Source organism: Kitasatospora sp. NPDC057692 (assembly GCF_042799475.1).
GTDB lineage: Bacteria > Actinomycetota > Actinomycetes > Streptomycetales > Streptomycetaceae > Kitasatospora.
This window is the reverse complement of the sequence record NZ_JBHVIV010000014.1, coordinates 83472-101183: the sequence shown is the minus strand read 5'-3', so window position 1 is coordinate 101183 and position 17712 is coordinate 83472. Positions and strand designations below refer to the sequence as shown.

The 17712-nt window shown below is 75.9% G+C and carries 12 protein-coding genes; 7 read left to right on the top strand and 5 right to left on the bottom strand.

All coding sequences use genetic code 11. The annotated features are described in order from the left end of the window. Nucleotides 1–11: 11 nt before the first annotated feature. Both ACFVFS_RS11620 and ACFVFS_RS11615 read right to left on the bottom strand, forming a co-directional pair. Nucleotides 12–1037 (bottom strand): hypothetical protein, encoded by a 1026-nt coding sequence (locus ACFVFS_RS11620; protein WP_380622781.1) that lies wholly within the window; start codon nt 1035–1037, stop codon nt 12–14. Continuing rightward, complete coding sequence (locus tag ACFVFS_RS11615) at nt 1034–2878, bottom strand: NB-ARC domain-containing protein (RefSeq protein WP_380622779.1); 1845 nt, start codon at nt 2876–2878, stop codon at nt 1034–1036. The genes ACFVFS_RS11620 and ACFVFS_RS11615 overlap by 4 nt, the downstream gene beginning before the upstream one ends. Nucleotides 2879–3738: 860 nt before the next feature. Here ACFVFS_RS11615 and ACFVFS_RS11610 point away from each other — a divergent pair. The 7 genes from ACFVFS_RS11610 (at nt 3739) to ACFVFS_RS11580 (ending at nt 12348) form a co-directional block, all read left to right on the top strand. Beyond that, entirely contained in the window at nt 3739–4602 is an 864-nt protein-coding gene (locus tag ACFVFS_RS11610; protein ID WP_380622777.1) for an S-adenosyl-l-methionine hydroxide adenosyltransferase family protein, read from the top strand. Between the two features lie 7 nt (nt 4603–4609). Further along, nucleotides 4610–5683, top strand: a complete 1074-nt coding sequence (locus ACFVFS_RS11605; protein ID WP_380622775.1) for a DMT family transporter — start codon at nt 4610–4612, stop codon at nt 5681–5683. After that, the gene (locus ACFVFS_RS11600; protein WP_380622773.1) at nt 5680–6651 is read left to right on the top strand and encodes a quinone oxidoreductase family protein; all 972 of its coding nucleotides are present in this window, start codon (nt 5680–5682) and stop codon (nt 6649–6651) included. Before ACFVFS_RS11605 ends, ACFVFS_RS11600 begins: the two co-directional genes overlap by 4 nt. Before the next feature lie 180 nt (nt 6652–6831). Continuing rightward, the gene (locus ACFVFS_RS11595) at nt 6832–8844 is read left to right on the top strand and encodes an FAD/NAD(P)-binding protein (RefSeq protein WP_380622771.1); all 2013 of its coding nucleotides are present in this window, start codon (nt 6832–6834) and stop codon (nt 8842–8844) included. Between the two features lie 295 nt (nt 8845–9139). Next, nucleotides 9140–11008, top strand: coding sequence for an amidohydrolase (locus tag ACFVFS_RS11590; protein WP_380622809.1), 1869 nt, complete (start codon nt 9140–9142; stop codon nt 11006–11008). Between the two features lie 106 nt (nt 11009–11114). Then, a complete protein-coding gene (locus ACFVFS_RS11585; RefSeq protein WP_380622769.1) occupies nt 11115–11639 on the top strand; it encodes a DoxX family protein in 525 nt (174 codons plus the stop codon). Continuing rightward, complete coding sequence (locus tag ACFVFS_RS11580) at nt 11620–12348, top strand: YoaK family protein (protein ID WP_380622767.1); 729 nt, start codon at nt 11620–11622, stop codon at nt 12346–12348. The genes ACFVFS_RS11585 and ACFVFS_RS11580 overlap by 20 nt, the downstream gene beginning before the upstream one ends. Before the next feature lie 71 nt (nt 12349–12419). Here ACFVFS_RS11580 and ACFVFS_RS11575 read toward each other — a convergent pair whose 3' ends face one another. From ACFVFS_RS11575 to ACFVFS_RS11565, 3 genes are all read right to left on the bottom strand, one after another. Then, nucleotides 12420–13433 carry an alpha/beta hydrolase gene (locus ACFVFS_RS11575; RefSeq protein WP_380622765.1) on the bottom strand — a complete coding sequence of 338 codons (1014 nt, stop codon included), beginning with the start codon at nt 13431–13433 and terminating at the stop codon, nt 12420–12422. Between the two features lie 85 nt (nt 13434–13518). Continuing rightward, complete coding sequence (locus ACFVFS_RS11570; RefSeq protein WP_380622763.1) at nt 13519–14499, bottom strand: helix-turn-helix domain-containing protein; 981 nt, start codon at nt 14497–14499, stop codon at nt 13519–13521. A 148-nt stretch (nt 14500–14647) separates the two neighbouring features. Further along, entirely contained in the window at nt 14648–17401 is a 2754-nt protein-coding gene (locus ACFVFS_RS11565) for an AAA family ATPase (protein WP_380622761.1), read from the bottom strand. Nucleotides 17402–17712 lie beyond the last annotated feature (311 nt).

Here is a 17712-nt window from a genome sequence, read left to right as displayed (position 1 = left end):
GCCCCTCCGGCTCAGCGGGAGAAGGCCGCCAGGCTCAGCAACAGGTGCGCCGACTCCGGGTGCTGGAAGTCCGAGTGGGCGCCCGCCGGTGCCAGCCGGCGCCCGGTCGCGCTCCCCCGGAAGACCCGCCCCGCGTCGACGTTGACGATCGGGTGGTCCAGCGTCTGCTTGGCGTACGGCGTGTCCGTCGCCAGCAGCGCGGTGGAGAACTGCCCGACCGGCGCCGTCCCCACCCCCGAGTGCCCGATCCCCGGCGCACCCTCGGCCCGCAGGTGCCAGAAGCCGGTGGCCCGGTCCCAGCGCGAGTGGGTGAGCACCAGCGGCCCGCGCAGCGGCGCCCCCGGCCGCCCCGGCGCCGGGAACAGCCGTGGGAAGAGCCGGTCGAAGGCGTCCCTCGGCGCGGCCATCTGGAAGACCAGCGCGCTGTCCACGGTGAACGGCCGCGCCGGATCCGCCGGACCGCTCCACCCCAGCACCCGCGGCTCCGCGGCCGGCCGTTCCGCCGCCCACTGCACCGCCTCGCACAGGAACCGGCCGCCGAACGAGTGCCCCACCAGGTGCAGGTACTGGCCCGAGCGGTTCGCCAGCACCTCGGGGGCGTCCGGGTGCCCGCGCTCCGCGTCCAGGTAGCCGAGCAGGTGCCCGATCACCAGCCCCGCCTGCCCGTGCCCGGGTCCGCTCATCGCGTGCGCCCGGTCCCGGATCCGCCGGTACCCGGCCGGCGAGGGCAGGCTCGACGACGGCCAGCGCACCACCACGCACCAGGGCCGGTACCCGCGCCCCGCCAGCCCCGGGTACGCCGTCGGCGCCGTCCGCCGCAGCTCGACGGCCCGCGCGATCAGCGCCTCCGCCGCCCGCTCGGCCGCCTGCGCACCGGTCTGCCACCCGTGCACGTACACGTACAGGTCGGTGGCCCGCTCCGGCACCTTCAGGTGGCGCGCCAGGTGCTCGGCCACCCGCGCCGGCGGCACCGGCGTCCGGGTGCCCGGTACGAGCAGCCGCCCGTTCTCGTCGAGGTCCACCACGGCATGGGTCACGGCGTCAGCTCCAGCATGCTGTCGATCCCGCAGTGCAGGGAGTAGGTGAGGGCGAGCGGATTGCGGTGGACGTCGGCGAAGTCGCGGGCCAGCCGCCAGGTGATCTCCCCCGCGGTGGCCTGCCCCGCCAGGTACAGGTCGAGGAAGGCGAAGGCGTACTCCGCCCCGAACACCTGCGGGATCTCGATCTGCGGGCCGAGCACGCCGCTGGCGCCGAGCTCCACCAGGGCCCGGCCGAGGTGCTCCAGCTCGGCCTCGGCCGACTGCCCGGCGAAGCACGCGTTCAGCAGCACGAAGGGCCGGAACAGGGCCTCGGGCACGTCCTGGTGGTCCTCGCGCAGCCGGCGGACCAGCTCCGCGTCGATGTGCATCGGGTCGGAGAGCCGGACGGTCAGCTGGGCGTAGGCGGCCCCGGTGGAGACGAACTGGCCGTGGCACCAGAAGTACATGATGACCGCCGTGACCAGCGGGATCACGAAGACCCGCTGCTCCGGTGCGGCGAGCTCCGCCGCCGCCAGCCGGTAGAGCTCCACGGTCTCCCGGGTGGGGTCCGGCGAGCCGCGGCCGGCCGTCGTCAGCTCCCGGACGTGCGGCAGCAGCGCCCGGCGGACGGCCTGGTCCGCCTGCGGCCAGAGCCGCGCCACCGCGCCCGCGAGGTTGCGCTCCGCCCGCGCCCACACCTTGCCGTCCTCGTCCCCGGCCCGCAGGGTGCTGCGCAGCAGCCGGTGCACGGCCACCGTGCGCGGGCCGAGGGTGACGAGGCTGTAGTCCGCCAGCACCTCCAGGGCGGCGTCCACCTCCTCCGGGCGCCGGGAGCCGAACGGCAGCAGCGCCTCGCGCGGCAGCGCCTCCGGGGCGTACCAGGCCAGCGTCCGCAGCAGCTCGACGGCGAACGGGGCGGTCTCCTGGACGGTGCGCAGGGTGGTCCGCCAGAGCCGGGACACCGTGTCCAGGGCGCTCGGCATGGCGCCGGAGCTCGACGGCGCCACGGTGCGCAGCAGTTCACGGAAGGCCCGGAAGCTCGTCCCGGTCTGCCGGATGTGGGCCCCGGCCTGGGCGAGGGCGATCGGCAGGTGGCCGAGCTCGTCGGCGAGGCCGCGGGCCTCGGCGTGTTCGTCCTCGTCGCCCTCCTCCGCCCGCCCGGCGGCCCGGTGCAGCAGCCGGGCAGCGAGCGGCGCGTCGAGCACGTCGACGCGGATCGGGTCGATGCCCTCGTGCCAGCCGTCGGCCCGCCGACTGGTCACCAGCTGGTGTCCCCGACCGAGCAGCCTGCCCAGAAAGGGCGTCAGATGGACCGGGTCCTCGACGTTGTCGAAGACCAGCAGCCAGCGCTCGTGGGCGCGGAGCCAGGCCAGCGCCCATTCGACCTGCCGGTTCGGCGACTCGGCCAGCGCCCGGTCCCGGTTCAGGTGGACGGCGAGGTCGGCGAAGGCCTCGGCGATCTGCTCCGGTGATTCGGCGGTGATCCACCACACCAGGTCGTACTCGGGCAGGTGCGCATAGGCGTAGTGCAGGGCCAGGGCGGTCTTTCCGACGCCGCCCAGCCCGTGCAGGGTCGTCGCCTGGGTGACCAGCCCCCCGCCGCCGGCCAGCGCGTCCCCGACCGCCTCCAACGCCTCGGCGCGCCCGACCAGTTCGGCGGTCGGACTCGGCGGGAGGTTGTGCGAGCCGGGCGGGGCCGCGATGCTCCGGGCGGCCGCCTCCGCCTCGGGGGTGAGGACGACCGTCCGCTGCTCGGTGTGCGGGTTGCCTCCGCCGACCACCGGCGAGGCCTTCTGGGGGCGCTGGGCGAAGGGCTCCGGCTCCGGCATTCCCGCGTCGGGGCGGGCGTTCACCGTCATGGACAGACTCATCGCAACGCCCCGCCCCCCAGGTTGTCCGGCCGCCCGACGACGGTAGCCGCCCGGAGCCGCGTTGTCCCCGGTTTCGGCCGATCACGGGCATGCTCGCGGGCACCGGCGCGCGGGGCCAACCGAATGGGGCGGCCGGCGCGGACCCGCCCGCCCCACTCGGCCCACTGGTCACGCCCGCTCGAAGGCGGACGAGCGCCGCCCGTCCCTCCACCGCGCGCGGGTTGGCCGTCTGCGAGCACGGCCTTCCGGCCTGTGCAGACGCCGACCAGCAGGTCTTCGGGCCCCGGTGACCGGTGGCCTCGCGCGGCCCTCTCGTCACCGCCCACCGTAGCGCCCCCCGCCGACCCTGTCAGGGCATCCCACCGCCGGGGCGGGGCGAGTTGGAGCGGATCCCGGAGGATGATCACGAGAGCGACCGGGCGGCAGCCAATCACGCCGCACCACCGGGCCGCAAATCGGCCGCCCGACTGCCCGACGGTCCATCATGAAGCTGCCTTCACAGGGGACTTCACGGCCCTCCACCGCGCCGACACCGACGAGGCGCGCCGTCGGCCCGGCACGGAGCCGCGGCCGGCCCGGTCCGCGGCGGTTCACACCCCACCGATTCCGCCCGCGTGCGAACACCCGGACGGGCGGACCTTTTCCGGCAAACGGGCGGTATCGTTCCGCTTCTTAAAAACGACTTCATACGACCGCAACAGCACACGCTTTTTTCGCAACCGATCGGGTGCTAGCCTCACTTCAATCTCGCGCCGCTTGGAACGCCCTTTACCCGGGCGATTCACCGCCGGAAAATCCCGGACCGCCATGCACGCCACCCCGTTTCGGTAATCCTGAAAGGGTTCAGCATGTCCGCTTCCGCCAGCGCCCCCGCCACCTCGACCGGCCCGGGCCTGCTCACGCCCCGGCCGATCGTCGGGCTGCTCACCGACTTCGGCCTCGTCGACGACGCCGTCGGCATCTGCAAGGGCATGGTGCTCAGCATCGCCCCGCACGCCAACATCGTCGACGTCACGCACGACGTCACGCCGTTCGACATCTACGAGGCCGGCCTCTACATCCGCGACTCGTTCCGCTACTTCCCGGCCGACGCGGTCTTCGCCTGCGTCACCTTCCCGCACACCGGCGTCCAGGACAACGCGATCGGGGTGCGCACGCCGCAGGGGCACACCTACTTCGCCCCCAACAACGGCCTGCTCACCCGGATCGTCCGGGAGGCGGGCGTCGCCGAGGTCCGCCGGATCACCGCCGAGAAGGTCCGCCGACCCGTCGTCGACCCGACGTTCTACGGGCGCGACATCGTGATTTCGGCTGCCGCGCACATTGCCAACGGGGTGCCGTTCAGCGAAATCGGCGAGGAAATCGAGGTCGCCGACATCACTCTCCTGGAGGTCGCCGAACCGGTCGTCGAGGGCGACTGGATAATCGGCGAGGTGGCGATTCTCGACAAGAACTACGGGAACGTCTGGACGAGCATCACCCGGGAATTCCTGGACGCCCGGGGCATCGCCTTCGACACCGAGCTGGAGATCGAGATCGGCGGCGCCCGGCTCACCACCCCGCTGCGCCGCACCTTCGGCGAGACCGGCGAGGGCGAGCCGCTGGCCTACATCGCCAGCCGCGACCAGCTCGGACTCGCGCTCAACCAGGGCGACTTCGCCGCCCGGTACGGGGTGGAGCGCGGGCACGCGATCCGCGTGAAGGCGCGCTGAGTCCAGCGTGCGCGCGCAGGGGTACGCCTTCGCACTGCTGACCGCCGCCTTCTTCGGCGCCGGCGCCGTGCTGGCCAACCGGGTCACCCGCGAGATCGACCCGCTGCTGACCACCGAGCTCAACCTGTCGATCGGTGCCGTGCTGCTGGCCGCCTGGCTGGCGGCGCAGCGCCGACCGCTGGTCCCGCGCGGTCTGACGGTCCGGGACCGGCTCCGGCTGGGCTTCGTCTCGGTGGTCGGCACCGGCCTCTCGCTGGTCCTGGTGATCAGCGGGCTGAGCCGGACCAGCCCGGTCAACGGCGGCTTCCTCATGCAACTCCAGGGACCGGCGGCCGTCCTGGCCTCGGTGCTGCTGCTCGGCGACCGGCTGCGCGGGTGGCAGTCGGCCGGTCTCGCGGTCACCCTGGGCGGCGGGGTGCTGGTGGTGCTGCGCGACCCCGGCGCGGGCTTCACCGCCGTCGGCGCCGGCGACGCGCTGGTGCTGGCGGGCGCGGTGCTGGCCGGCCTCGCCTTCCTGCCCGCCAAGTCCCTGATGGCCAAGGTGCCACCGCTGCAACTGGCGCTGTGGCGGCTGGTCCCGGCGGCGGTGGTACTGCTGCCGGTCCTGCTGCTCGCGCCCGGCGAGCTGCGCCGGCACCCGACGGCCGGCACGATCGGCCTCCAACTCCTGCTGGCCGTCACCAACTTCTGCCTCGCCTACGTCACCCTGCACCTGGCCCTGGAGCGGCTGCGGCCGTGGGAGACGGCGAGCGTGCTCCAACTGGAGCCGGCGTTCACGGTACTCGTCGCCCTGCTGGCGCTCGGCCTCGCGCCGACGCCGCTGCAATGGCTGGGCGGCGTGCTGATGATCGGCGGCGGACTGCTCACCAACCGTCCCGGGCCCGAACCGGCACCGGCACCGGCACCGGCCCACGACGAAGCACCAGAACACGACCGAGCACCGGAACCGGCCCGCGACCGGGCAGCGGCCGACGGACCGGCCCCGGTGCCGCCCCACGACCCGGGCGGCGGCAACCCGCCGCCGCCCCTTCCCACCACTCCCCGACCCGCCTACCAGAACAGCCGAGGTACCACCCCATGAAGGCGATCCGCGTCCACGCCCCCGGCGGCCCCGAGCAGCTCCAGATCGACGACGTCCCGGTGACCGAGCCCGCGGCCGGCGAAGTCCGCATCCGCACCGAGGTCATCGGCGTCAACTACGTCGACGTCTACCACCGCCAGGGCGTCTTCCCCGTCGCCCTGCCGTTCGTCCCGGGCCTGGACGCCGTCGGCACGATCGACGCCGTCGGCCCCGGCGTCACCGAGGTGGCCGTCGGCGAGCGCGTCGCCTACGGCGAATTCCCGGGCTCCTACGCCGAGTTCGTCACCGTCCCGGTCCGTCTGACGACCACCGTGCCGGACGGTCTGGACTCCGGAACGGCCGCCGCCGCGATGCTCCAGGGGCTCACCGCGCACTACCTGGCGCACGACGCGCACCCGATCGCCAAGGGCCAGACGGTCGTGGTGCACGCCGCCGCCGGCGGGGTCGGGCAGTTCCTGGTCCAGTTCGCCAAGCGGGCCGGGGCGAACGTCATCGCCACCGTCTCCACCGACGAGAAGGCCGAGCTGGTCTTCGGCCTCGGCGCCGACAGCGTCGTCCGCTACGACCGGGAGAACTTCCGCGAGGCGGTCCGCCGGATCACCGACGGCGCGGGCGCCGACGCCGTCTACGACTCGGTCGGCAAGGACACCTTCCTCGACAGCCTCGACTCGCTGCGCCCGCGCGGCACCCTGGTCGCCTACGGCCGGGCGAGCGGCAAGCCCGACCCGATCGACCCGTTCACGCTGGTCCAGAAGGGCTCGCTCAAGCTCACCTGGCCCAGCCTCACCCACCACGTGCTCACCCGGGAGGAGTTCACCGCACGCACCGGCGACCTCTTCGCCGGACTCCTCGACGGCACCCTGCGGGCCCGGATCGACCGCACCTACGACTTCGCCGACGCCCCCGCCGCGCACGCCCGGCTGGAGCGCCGCGAGAGCCTCGGCAAGATCCTGCTGCGCCACCCGTAGGCGCCCGGCAGCCGCCGGAAGCGCCCGGCAGCACCGGCAGCCTTCGGAGCGACCCGCACGCACCCGCGGCGGCCCGACCCGGCCGCCGCACCCGACCGACGCCCCGCCGGACTCCGCCTTCGCCGGCGGGGCGTCACCCCGATGACAGGTCCGAACGCCCAGTACGGGAGGACATCACCCATGGCGCCCCACTCCCCCGGCCCGACCACCGCCCGCCACCGCCGGATCGCCGTGGTCGGCGCCGGCCCGCGCGGCCTGTCCGTCCTGGAACGCCTGCTGGCCAACGAGCGCGCCCGCCCGTCGGCCGCCGCCCTCACCGTCCACCTCGTCGACCCCTACCCGCCCGGCGCCGGCCGGGTCTGGCGCACCAACCAGTCCCGGCTGCTGCTGATGAACACGGTGGCCTCCCAGGTCACCGCCTACACCGACCCGAGCGTCACCATCGACGGCCCGGTCGAGGAGGGCCCCAGCCTCTACGAGTGGGCCAAGTCGGCCGTCCCGCAGGGCGGTCCGGGCGACTACGACGACCAGGTGCGGGCCGAGGCCCGCGCCCTCACGCCCGACACCTACCCGACCCGCGCCTTCTACGGCCGCTACCTGCGCGACGTCCACCGCCGGGTGCGCGCCGGCGCCCCCGCGCACTGCCGGATCGTCGAGCACCGCACCCGCGCGGTCCGGCTGACCGACGCCGACCCGCTGCCCGGCGCCGCCCAGGTGCTGGTGCTCGCCAACGGCCGCCGGATCGCCGACCTGGACGCGGTGGTGCTGGCGCTCGGCCACCTGGCGACCGGCCCGACCACCGCCGAACGCAACCTGACCCGGGCCGCCGCCACGCACGGCCTCGTCCACCTGCCGCCCGCCAACCCGGCCGACCTCGACCTCTCCGCCCTGCTGCCCGGCCGACCGGTCCTGGTCCGCGGCCTCGGCCTCAACTTCTTCGACCACCTCGCCCTGCTCACCCGCGGCCGCGGCGGCCGGTTCGCCGAACGCGGCGGCCGGCTCGTCTACCACCCCTCCGGGCAGGAGCCGCTGATCCTGGCCGGCTCACGGCGCGGCGTCCCGTACCACGCGCGCGGCGAGAACGAGAAGGGCGCGCACGGCCGCTACCACCCCCGGCTGCTCACCGAGGCGTACACGGCCCGGCTGCGCGAACGGGCCGCCGCCGGCGAGCCGGTGCGCTTCGTCCGCGACCTGTGGCCGCTGGTCGCCCGCGAGGTCGAGGCCGTCTACTACGCCACCCTGCTCACGGCCGCCGGCCGGCCGGAGGACGGCGAGCGGCTGGCCGAGCAGTACCTGGCCGCCCCCGGCACCGACCGCGCCGCGGCCGTCCTCGACCGGCACGGGATCCCCGCCGGGCAGCGCTGGGACTGGCAGGCGCTGGCCCGCCCCTACGCGGGCCGGCGCTTCACCTCCCGCGCGGAGCACCGCGCCTGGATCGTCGACCGCCTGGAGCACGACGTCCGGGAGGCCCGGGCGGGCAACCTCAGCGGACCGCTGAAGGCCGCCCTGGACGTGCTGCGCGACCTGCGCAACGAGATCCGGCTGGCGGTCGACCACGGCGGCATCGAGGGCTCCTCCTACCGCGACGACCTGGAGTCCTGGTACACCCCGCTGAACGCCTTCCTGTCCATCGGCCCGCCGGCCTCCCGGATCGACGAACTGCGCGCCCTGGTCGAGGCCGGGGTCGTCGACCTGCTCGGCCCGGACGTCCGGATCACCCTCGACCCGCGCGGCGACCGGCCCGCCTTCACCGCCCACTCGCCCGCGATCGACGCACCGCCGGTGCGCGCCGCCGTCCTCGTCGAGGCCCGGCTGCCCGAGCCGGACCTGCGGCGCACCGGCGACCGGCTGCTGCGCGGGCTGGTCGACGACGGCCAGGCCGGCGCCTACCGGATCCCCGACGCCGCCGGACCCGGCTACGAGACGGGCGGGCTGGCGGTCACCGAGCGCCCGTCCCGGCTGCTCGACCGGGCCGGGCGGGCCCACCCGCGCCGCTTCGCCTACGGGATCCCCACCGAGTCCGTGCACTGGGTCACCGCGGCCGGCATCCGCCCGGGCGTCAACTCGGTCATCCTCGGCGACTCCGACGCCATCGCCCGCGCCGTGCTCGCGCTGCGCCCGCTGCGCCCGGCCGTCGCCGTGGTCCCCGCCCAGCGCCGGACCGCGGCCCGCACCCCCGTCCGCCCCGGCTGAGGCCGACCTCCGGACGCCGTCCGGACGACCGCTGCCCCGGCCTCCTCCGTCCCGCCCCGACGGAGGGGGCCGGGGCTTTCGCCGTCCCCGGCCGGGCGCCGTCGACCGGGGTGCGCTGGCGGGCCGGTACCGGTGCGCTGTGGGCCCATTCGGCACCGGGCCGCCGACCTACCGTCGGGGCGTCGGTGGAGGAACGGGCCCGTTCTCCGGGCCCGTTCGACCGCCGGCACGCTCTCCGCCACCCGCGCCGGGCGGCGGCCGGAACCCAGTCCAGGAGGCTTTCGAGGTGTCTGTTATGCCGGTCGGCGGGATCGTCCCCCGCACGGGGGACGATGTCGCCGGAAACGTCGCCGACGTCGTCGTCCGCAACGCGAAGATCCACACCGGGGACGCCCGCCGCCCGCAGGCCGGCGCCCTCGCGATCAAGGACGGCGTGATCACCGCCGTCGGGGACGACGCCGACGTCGCCCCGTTCGTCGGCCCGTCCACCACCGTGGTGGACGCGCTCGGCCGGCGCGTCGTGCCCGGCCTCAACGACGCGCACCTGCACGTCATCCGGGGCGGCCTCAGCTACGTCCTGGAGCTGCGCTGGGACGGCGTGCGCTCGCTCCGCCAGGCGCTGGCGATGCTGCGCGAGCAGGCCGCCCGCACGCCCAAGGGCCAGTGGGTCCGCGTGGTCGGCGGCTGGTCGGCCGAGCAGTTCGCCGAGCGCCGGCTGCCGACGCCCGCCGAGCTCAACGAGGCCGCGCCGGACACCCCGGTGTTCGTCCTCCACCTCTACCAGTCGGCGATCCTCAACCGCGCCGCGCTGAAGGCCGTCGGCTACGACGCGACCACCCCCGACCCGAAGGGCGGCCAGATCGTCCGGGGCCGCGGCGGCGAGCCCAACGGCATGCTGCTGGCCGCCCCCAGCGCGCTGGTCCTCTACTCCACCCTCGCCAAGGCCCCCGCCCTGCCGCCGGAGGACCGCAAGTCCTCCACCCGGCACTTCCTGCGCGAGCTGAACCGCTTCGGCCTGACCTCCGCGATCGACGCCGCCGGCGGCTTCCAGAACTTCCCGGAGAACTACGCGACGGTCACCGAGCTCGCCAAGGAGGGCCTGCTCTCGCTGCGCATCGCCTACCACCTGTTCCCGCAGACCGGCGGGCAGGAGCTGGACGACCTCAAGCGCTGGATCGAGATGGTCCGCCCGGAGGACGGCGACGAGTGGCTGCGGCTCAACGGCGCCGGCGAGAACCTCACCTGGGCCGCCGCCGACTTCGAGAACTTCGCCGAGCCGCGCCCCGAACTCGGCTCCTACGAGGACGAGTTCGAGAAGGCCGTCCGGCTGCTCATGGAGAACGGCTGGGGCTTCCGGCTGCACGCCACGTACGACGAGACGATCCGGCGCGACCTCGCCGTCTTCGAGAAGCTCGCCGCCGAGGGCCTCTTCCCGCAGGGCAACCGCTGGCTGTTCGACCACGCCGAGACCGTCTCCGGGGAGAGCCTGGACCGGATCGCCCGGCTCGGCGGCGCGCTCTCCGTGCAGAACCGCCTCTCCTTCCAGGGCGAGACGTTCACCCGCCGCTACGGCGTCGGCGCCGCCGCCGAGGCCCCGCCGATCCGCGCGATGCTGGACCGCGGCCTGAACGTCGCCGCCGGCACCGACGCCACCCGGGTCTCCTCCTACAACCCGTGGGTCGCCCTGCACTGGCTGGTCTCCGGCCGCACGGTCGGCGGCCTGGCGATGCGCCCGCCGCAGAACCGGGTGGACCGGGCCACCGCGCTCGCGATGTACACCTCGGCGGGTGCCGCGCTCACCGGCGAGCAGGACGTCAAGGGCGTGCTGCGCCCCGGCTGCTACGGCGACCTCGCGGTGCTGTCCGACGACTTCTTCACCGTGCCCGAGCAGGACATCCCGGACATCGAGTCCGTGCTGACCGTCGTCGGCGGCCGGATCGTGCACGCCGCGGCCGAGTACGAGGGCCTGGACGAGGAGCTCCCGCCGATCAGCCCCGAGTGGAGCCCGGTCGCCCGCTTCGGCGGCTACCAGTCCGCCGGCGCCCGGCAGGCGGAGCTGCTCGGCGAGGTCGTCGCCGAGTCCGAGCTGCACCGCGCCTGGCGCGTCTCCCGCGGCCGGAACGTCGAGCGGGAGCTGCCGTTCGACCCGTGCTTCGTCCTCTGAGGCCGCCGCGGCCCCGGCGGGCGGACACGCCCGCCCCGTACGGCCAGGACGGCCAGGACGACCAGAACAGCCAGGACAACAGGAACAGGGACGGGAACAGGACACGATGGATACCGGACTGCTGATCATCCGGGTGGTGGTGGGACTGCTCATCGCCGGCCACGGCGTACAGAAGGTCAGCTACCACCTCGGCGGCAACGGCCTCACCGGCGGAACGGCGGAGTTCCAGCACGACGGCTTCCGGGGCGGGACGCTCACCGCGCTCGCCGCGGGCGCCGGACAGATCGGCTCGGGCCTGTTCCTGGCCCTGGGCGCGCTCACCCCGCTGGCGGCCATGGTCGCCATGGGCGTGATGACGGTGGCGATCACCGTCAAGGTGCCGCACGGCCTCTGGGTTCAGAACGACGGCTACGAGTACCCGCTGGTGCTGGTGGTGGTCACGGGCTCGCTCGCGCTCACCGGCGCGGGGCGCTTCTCCCTCGACCACGCCGTCGGCCTGACCTCCTGGCCGCTCTGGCTGGTGCTCGCCACCGTGGTGCTCGGCCCGGTCAGCGGGCTGCTCACGCGGGTGGTCCTGCACCGCACCGACTCGATCGCGGGAGCGCCGACCGGTGCGCGCGCTGCTGACTGACGCGCTGCGGACGCTCGTCCCGCTCCGCACCGACCGGCACGGACCGCTGCCGCCGCTGATGCTGCTGCTGACGGTCACCACCGGTGTGGTCGACGCGGTGAGCTACCTCGCCCTCGGGCACGTGTTCGTGGCGAACATGACCGGCAACGTGGTCTTCCTGGGGTTCGCCCTCGCGGGCGCCCCGGGCCTGTCCGCGACCGCCTCGCTCGTCTCGATGGGGGCGTTCCTGGCCGGAGCGCTCGCCGGCGGGCGGCTGGCCGGGCTGACGGCGGCCCACCGCGGGCGGCTGCTGGCCCTGGCCGGCGGCGTCCAGACCGTCCTCACGGCCGCGGCGGCCGTCGTCGCCGCGGCCGTCGGGGGCGGCGGCGTCCAGTACCCGCTGATCGTCCTGCTGGGCCTGGCCATGGGCCTGCAGAACGCGGTGGCCCGCCGGCTCGGCGTACCCGACCTCACCACCACCGTGCTCACCCTCACGCTGACCGGCCTGGCCGCCGACTCCCCGGCGGCCGGGGGCCCGGGGCCCCGCACGGGCCGCCGGATCCTGTCGGCGCTCGCGATGCTGCTCGGCGGCCTCGCGGGGGCGGTGCTGGTCCTGCACGGCCACCTGGCCGTCGCCCTGGCCCTGGCCGCGCTGCTGCTGCTGGCCACCGCCGTGACGGCGCTCCGGCTCTCGGCCCCGGACGCCCACTGGGCACCGCCGACGGCCTGAGCGGCCCGACCGGACCGGCGGGCGCGGGGGCGGCTCCTCCCCCCGCGCCCGCCCGCCCTGCACCGCCGCCGCTACCAGGGACGGCGGTGCAGGGCTACGTGCACGGTGTCGACGACCTGGATCAGCGCGGCCCGCGCGGTCCCGGTCGGACAGCACGCGTCCAGCAGCAGGAAGCCGTGCACGGTGCCCTGGTAGCGGGTCGCCACCACCGGCACCCCGGCCGCCCGCAGCCGGGCCGCGTAGGCCTCGCCCTCGTCGCGCAGCACATCCGCCTCGGCGGTGACCACCAGCGCCGGGGGCAGTCCGGCCAGCTGCTCCAGGGTGGCCCGCAGCGGCGCGGCGGTCGCCTCCCCGCGCCGCCGCTCGTCCGGCAGGTACTGGTCCCAGTACCGGCGCATGTGGTCGCGGTGCAGGAAGTACCCGGTCGCGAAGCGGCGGTAGGACGGGGTGTCGAAGTCCGCGTCCGTCACCGGGCAGACCAGCACCTGCTGGACCAGCCGGACGTCCCCGCGCTCGCGGGCCAGCAGCGTCACGGCCGCCACCAGGTTGGCCCCCGCCGAGTCGCCGACGGCCGCGATGCGCTCCCCCGCCAGCCCGATCTCCCCGCCGTGCGCCTGGATCCACCGGGCCACGGCGTGGCACTGCTCCACGGCCACCGGGTAGCGCGCGCCGGGCGAGCGCGCGTAGTCGACGTACACCACGGCGGCGTCGGTGCCCAGAGCGAGCTCCCGGACCAGCCGGCGGTGGCCGGCGGCGTCGCCGGGCGACCAGCCGAGGCCGGGCAGGAACAGCACCACCGGGCACGGCTCGGCGGCGCCGGCCGGCCTGGTCACCTGGACGGCCACCCGCCCGGTGGGACCGCAGGGCAGCGCGAGCCACTCCGTGGTGGTGCCGTAGGGATCCTCCGGCCCGCACCCGCCGTCAGGACCACTGCCCGGGCCGCCGCCGGGCGCGTCGGCGGCGGGCGGCAGCGCGAGGAGGTCCGGCGGTTCCGCCGCGGACCCGGCGGCCCGGGCGGCCAGGAACTCCTGGAGCGCCCGGTCGAGCACCGGTCCGTGGTCGGGAAGGGGGATGGGGTCGGACAACTCTTCGCTCCTGGCTTCGATCGGTGGTGCGCTGCGGCGCCGCCCGGCGGCACGGTGATCCGGATCCGGCGGGCGCGCCGGCCCGTCAGCCGCTCACGTCCGGGCCCGACCCGCGCCCGGCGCGCCAGTCCCGCGGCGGTACGCCGTAGGCGGCGCGGAAGGCCCGGCTGAAGTGGGCCGGGTTGACGAACCCCCACCGCTGGGCGACCGCCGACACCGTCGGCGCCGTACCGCCGCGCCGGGCCAGCTCGCGGGCGCAGGCCTCCAGACGGCGCTGCTGGATCAGCCTGCCCACGGTCACTCCCTCGCCCTCGAACAGCCGGTGCAGGTACCGGACGGAGATGTGGTGCGCCTGCGCGATCCGCTCCGGGGCGAGTCCGGGATCGCCCAGGTGCCGGTCGATGTACCGCCGCACCCCGCGGACCAGGTGCGCGTTGGGGGTGTCCGGCTCCGCCGCCGCCCGGTCCAGGGTGAGCTGGGCGATCAGCGCGCTGAGCAGGTCGGCGAGGCTTCCGGCCAGCCGGTCGCCGACCGGCGCGGGGTAGGAGTGCGCCGAGGCGGCGAGGCCGTCGAGGAACGGCAGCAGCACCGGTCCGCACCCGTCCGCGGGGCCGACGGCCGTCGCCGAGGCCTGCCGCAGGTCCCGCTCCGGCACGCCCAGCAGGCGGCGCGGCAGGTGGAACAGGTGGGTGCGGAAGCGCTCAGGGTAGTCGAAGGCGTACGGGCGCGCCGTGTCGTACAGCACGAGCCCGCCGGCCGGCACCTCCGCCCGGCGGCCGTCCTGCTCCAGCACGGCCCGGCCCGACACCTGGACGCCGACGCCGACCTGCGGCTCGCTGCGCGGCGCCCGGGCGATCAGCGCCGCCGTGCGGGAGAACCGGGCGGCGTCCGCCTCCAGCGTGGAGACCCGCACGTGGCCGAGCCGGTGCGAGACCAGCTGCCCGTCGAAGGGCCGCCCGCCGAGCGGGTGCAGTTCGAGCGGCACCAGCGTCCGCGACACCGCCCCGCCCAGGTAGGCCGCCTTCTCGCCGTCCGGGACCGACGCGGTCGACACCCGTACGCCCATCTGACCGCCCTTCCGTCGAATCCCTGCCCCTTCAGCCTGGCCGATGGGGCAAGCGGTGGGTTAGGTCATCTGACTGCCGTCCTGCGGGCCGGAGGCTGAGGCGGGGGCGGCGGGGGCGGCGGGGGCGGGAGCGGCGGGAGCGGCCGGGTCAGCGGGCGCCGGGGTGGCTGAGCGCGTGGGCCAGCGCGGCCCGCGAGGTGATGCCCAGCTTGGGGAAGATCTTGTAGAGGTGCGCGGCTACCGTGCGCGGCGACAGCTGGAGCCGCTGGCCGATCTCCTTGTTGGTCAGGCCGGTCGCGGCCAGCCGGGCGATCCGCAGCTCCTGGCCGGTCAGCAGGGTCGGGGCGGACGGCGCCTCGGCCGGTCCGCGCTGCGGCGGGACCAGGGCGTCGCCCGCGGCCCGCAGCTCCTCCTCGCACTGCGCCGCCCAGGGGCGGGCCTCCAGCCGGCGGAAGACGTGGTGGGCCGCGCGCAGCACCTCGCGGGCCCCGGAGCGGTGGCGGCGGCGCAGCCAGGCGCCGTGGGCGAGCCGCAGCCGGGCGAGGTCGAAGGCCCACCGCTCGGCGCCCGGCAGCTCGGCGGCGGCGCGGAAGGCCTCGTCGGCGTCGTCGTCCTCGGCGGCCACCGCGGCGGCGGCCGCGACCAGGAAGGCGTGCCGTCCGGAGATCTCCGCGGTCCGGGCCGTCCGGGCGGCCGCGAGGTGGGCCAGCGCCTCCTCCCGGCGGCCGGCGTGCACGGCGGCGGCGACCAGGTCGAACACCAGCGCGTGGTGCCAGGGCCTGCCGCCGGGCAGCCGTTCCGGTTCCAGGAGTTCGCAGAGGTGCGCGTACGCCTCCTCGTGGCGCTGGTGGGCGAGCGCCGCCAGCCCGCGCAGATGGGTCAGCCGGTCGAGCACCGAGCGCATCCGGGCCCGGGTGGCGGCCGGCCGCACGGCCCGGTCGACCGCCTCCAGCCCGGCCTCGTCGCCGCGGCCGGCCAGGAAGGCCGCGTGGTACTGGCGGAACAGCAGGGCGTTGGTGTGGTAGCCGAGTTCGTCGGCGATCTCCGCCTCGCGCAGGCAGTCCTCGGCCCGGTCCCAGTCGCCGAGCAGGAAGTCCTGGTGGCTCTTGGCCTTCGCCACCGAGCCCTCGCTGGCGTAGCCGTGCAGCCCGGTGAAGCGCCGCCACAGGTCGATCTCGGGGCAGTCGAGGGCCGAGTTGGTCCAGAGCAGCAGCCAGGCCGACCCGGCCTCCTGCTCCTCGGTCATGCCCGCGGCCACCGCGCGCAGCGCGTCGGCGACGCCGGGGCCCGGCTCCGTCCAGGCGCGCAGGCAGAGCCGGCCGACCTCGGAGACGGCGTCCCGGTGCCGCTGCAGGGCCTGCCAGGCCCAGGGGTCGTCGGTGTAGGTGGCGGCCAGCAGCAGTTTGAAGAAGACCTGCTGGACCAGCCCGCCGAAGGTGTCGGCGCCCGAGGCGGCCGAGGCGGCCAGGGTGTCGAGGGCGGCCGGCAGCAGGGCGGCCGAGGACGTGAACTCGACGTGGTGGCTCTGGTCGGCGTAGACCACCGCGTAGGCGAACAGCGGTGCGACGTCCGGCGGGACGCTCGCGGTCTTGAGCTCCTCCACCAGGGCGGCGGTGTGCCGCAGCTGCCCGCCGTGGGCCGCCATCACGGCGGCCGCGGTGAGCCGGCGGACGCGGTCGCAGGAGTCGGGGCTGAGCACGGCGGCGCGTTCGACCAGCAGCGCGCCCTCGGCGCCGCCGCCGCGCCGGGCGAGGTCGCGGCCGGCCGTCTCCAGGCGCCGCGCGAGATCGGCGTCCGGCAGCAGCGCGGCGGCGGCCTCGTGGGCCAGCCGCCGGGGGTCGCTCGGCGCGAGGGTGTCGGCCAGGGCCTGGTGGGCCTCCCGGAGCGCGGCGTCGGAGGCCGCGGCGACCACGGCGGTGCGGACCAGCGGGTGGCGGAAGACCAGCTGCCCGGCGGCGTCCAGCCGGGCCAGACCGTCCGCCTCGACCCGCTCCAGGCTCTCCCGCACCCGGCCGTCAGGGACGGCGCGCAGCCAGGTGCCGCTGCTGAGGTCCGGCCCGGTGGCCAGGGCGCCGAGCAGCAGCAGCCGCGCGGCCTCCGGGCTCGTCGCGTCCAGCCGCTCGGCGAACATCCGCTCCAGCCGGCGCCCCAGCGGCAGCCGGTCGGGCAGCGGGGCGACCCCGCGCTGCTGGGCGGCGGCGAGCTGCCGGGGCAGCTCCACCAGGGCGAGCGGGTTGCCGTCCGCCTCGACGAGCACCCGGTCGCGGGTGCTGTCGGCCAGCTCGGGGAAGCGGCTGCCGAGCAGCGCGGCGGCGTCCGCCCGGGGCAGTGCCCGGACGTCGACGGGCTCGGTCGCCCAGGCCTGGGCGGCCTGGCCGTCCGGGCGGGTGGCGCCGACGATCACCAGTGGCAGTTCGGCGCAGCGCCGGTACAGGAAGCCGAAGACGGTGGCGCTGGAGGAGTCGATCCAGTGCAGGTCGTCCAGGACCAGCAGAACCGGGGCGGCGCGCATCGCGTCGTCGAGCAGGGCGAGCGCGGCGGCGCCGACGGCGAAGCCGCTGGGGGTGCCGGAACGGGCGCCGAACGCGCTCTCCAGGGCGTCCCGCTGGTGGGCGGAGAGCGCGTCGGAGCGCTGGCAGAGCGACCAGAGGGCCTGGTGCAGGGCGCCGAACGCGAGGTCGGTCTCGGCCTCGGCGCCGACGGCGCGCAGCACGGTGAAGCCGCGCCCGCGCGCGGTGCGCTCGGTCCAGGCGAGCAGGGTGCTCTTGCCGACGCCCGCGTCGCCGCGCAGCAGGACGGTGGCGCCGCCGGTGCCGCCCTGGGCCCGGTCCAGGGCGCCGGCCAGCAACCCGGTCTCCCGCTGCCGTCCGATCAGGGCCGGGTCCTGCCTGTCGTGCGCCACGCGTCTTTCCTCTGGGGTCGGTCCGCCCGCGTCCGGGCACCCAAGGTTATCGCCTGCCGGAACCCGCCCCGTCCGGCCGCCGGGGGAGGGCCCGAGGACGCGAGTGGCCCCGCTCCCCCGGCCGGAGGAGCGGGGCCCCTGAACCACGCGGGTGTCGGGCCCCCGGGGCGAGCACCTCGCGGTCCGGATCCGCCGCGGCCCGGGCCCGGGACCCTCGCTCCCCCCGGCCGGGACCAACGGCCCGCAGACCGGCCACCCGCGGCACGGCAGGCTTGTCCGCAGATGAACCGCACCGGTCCCGCCCGAGGACC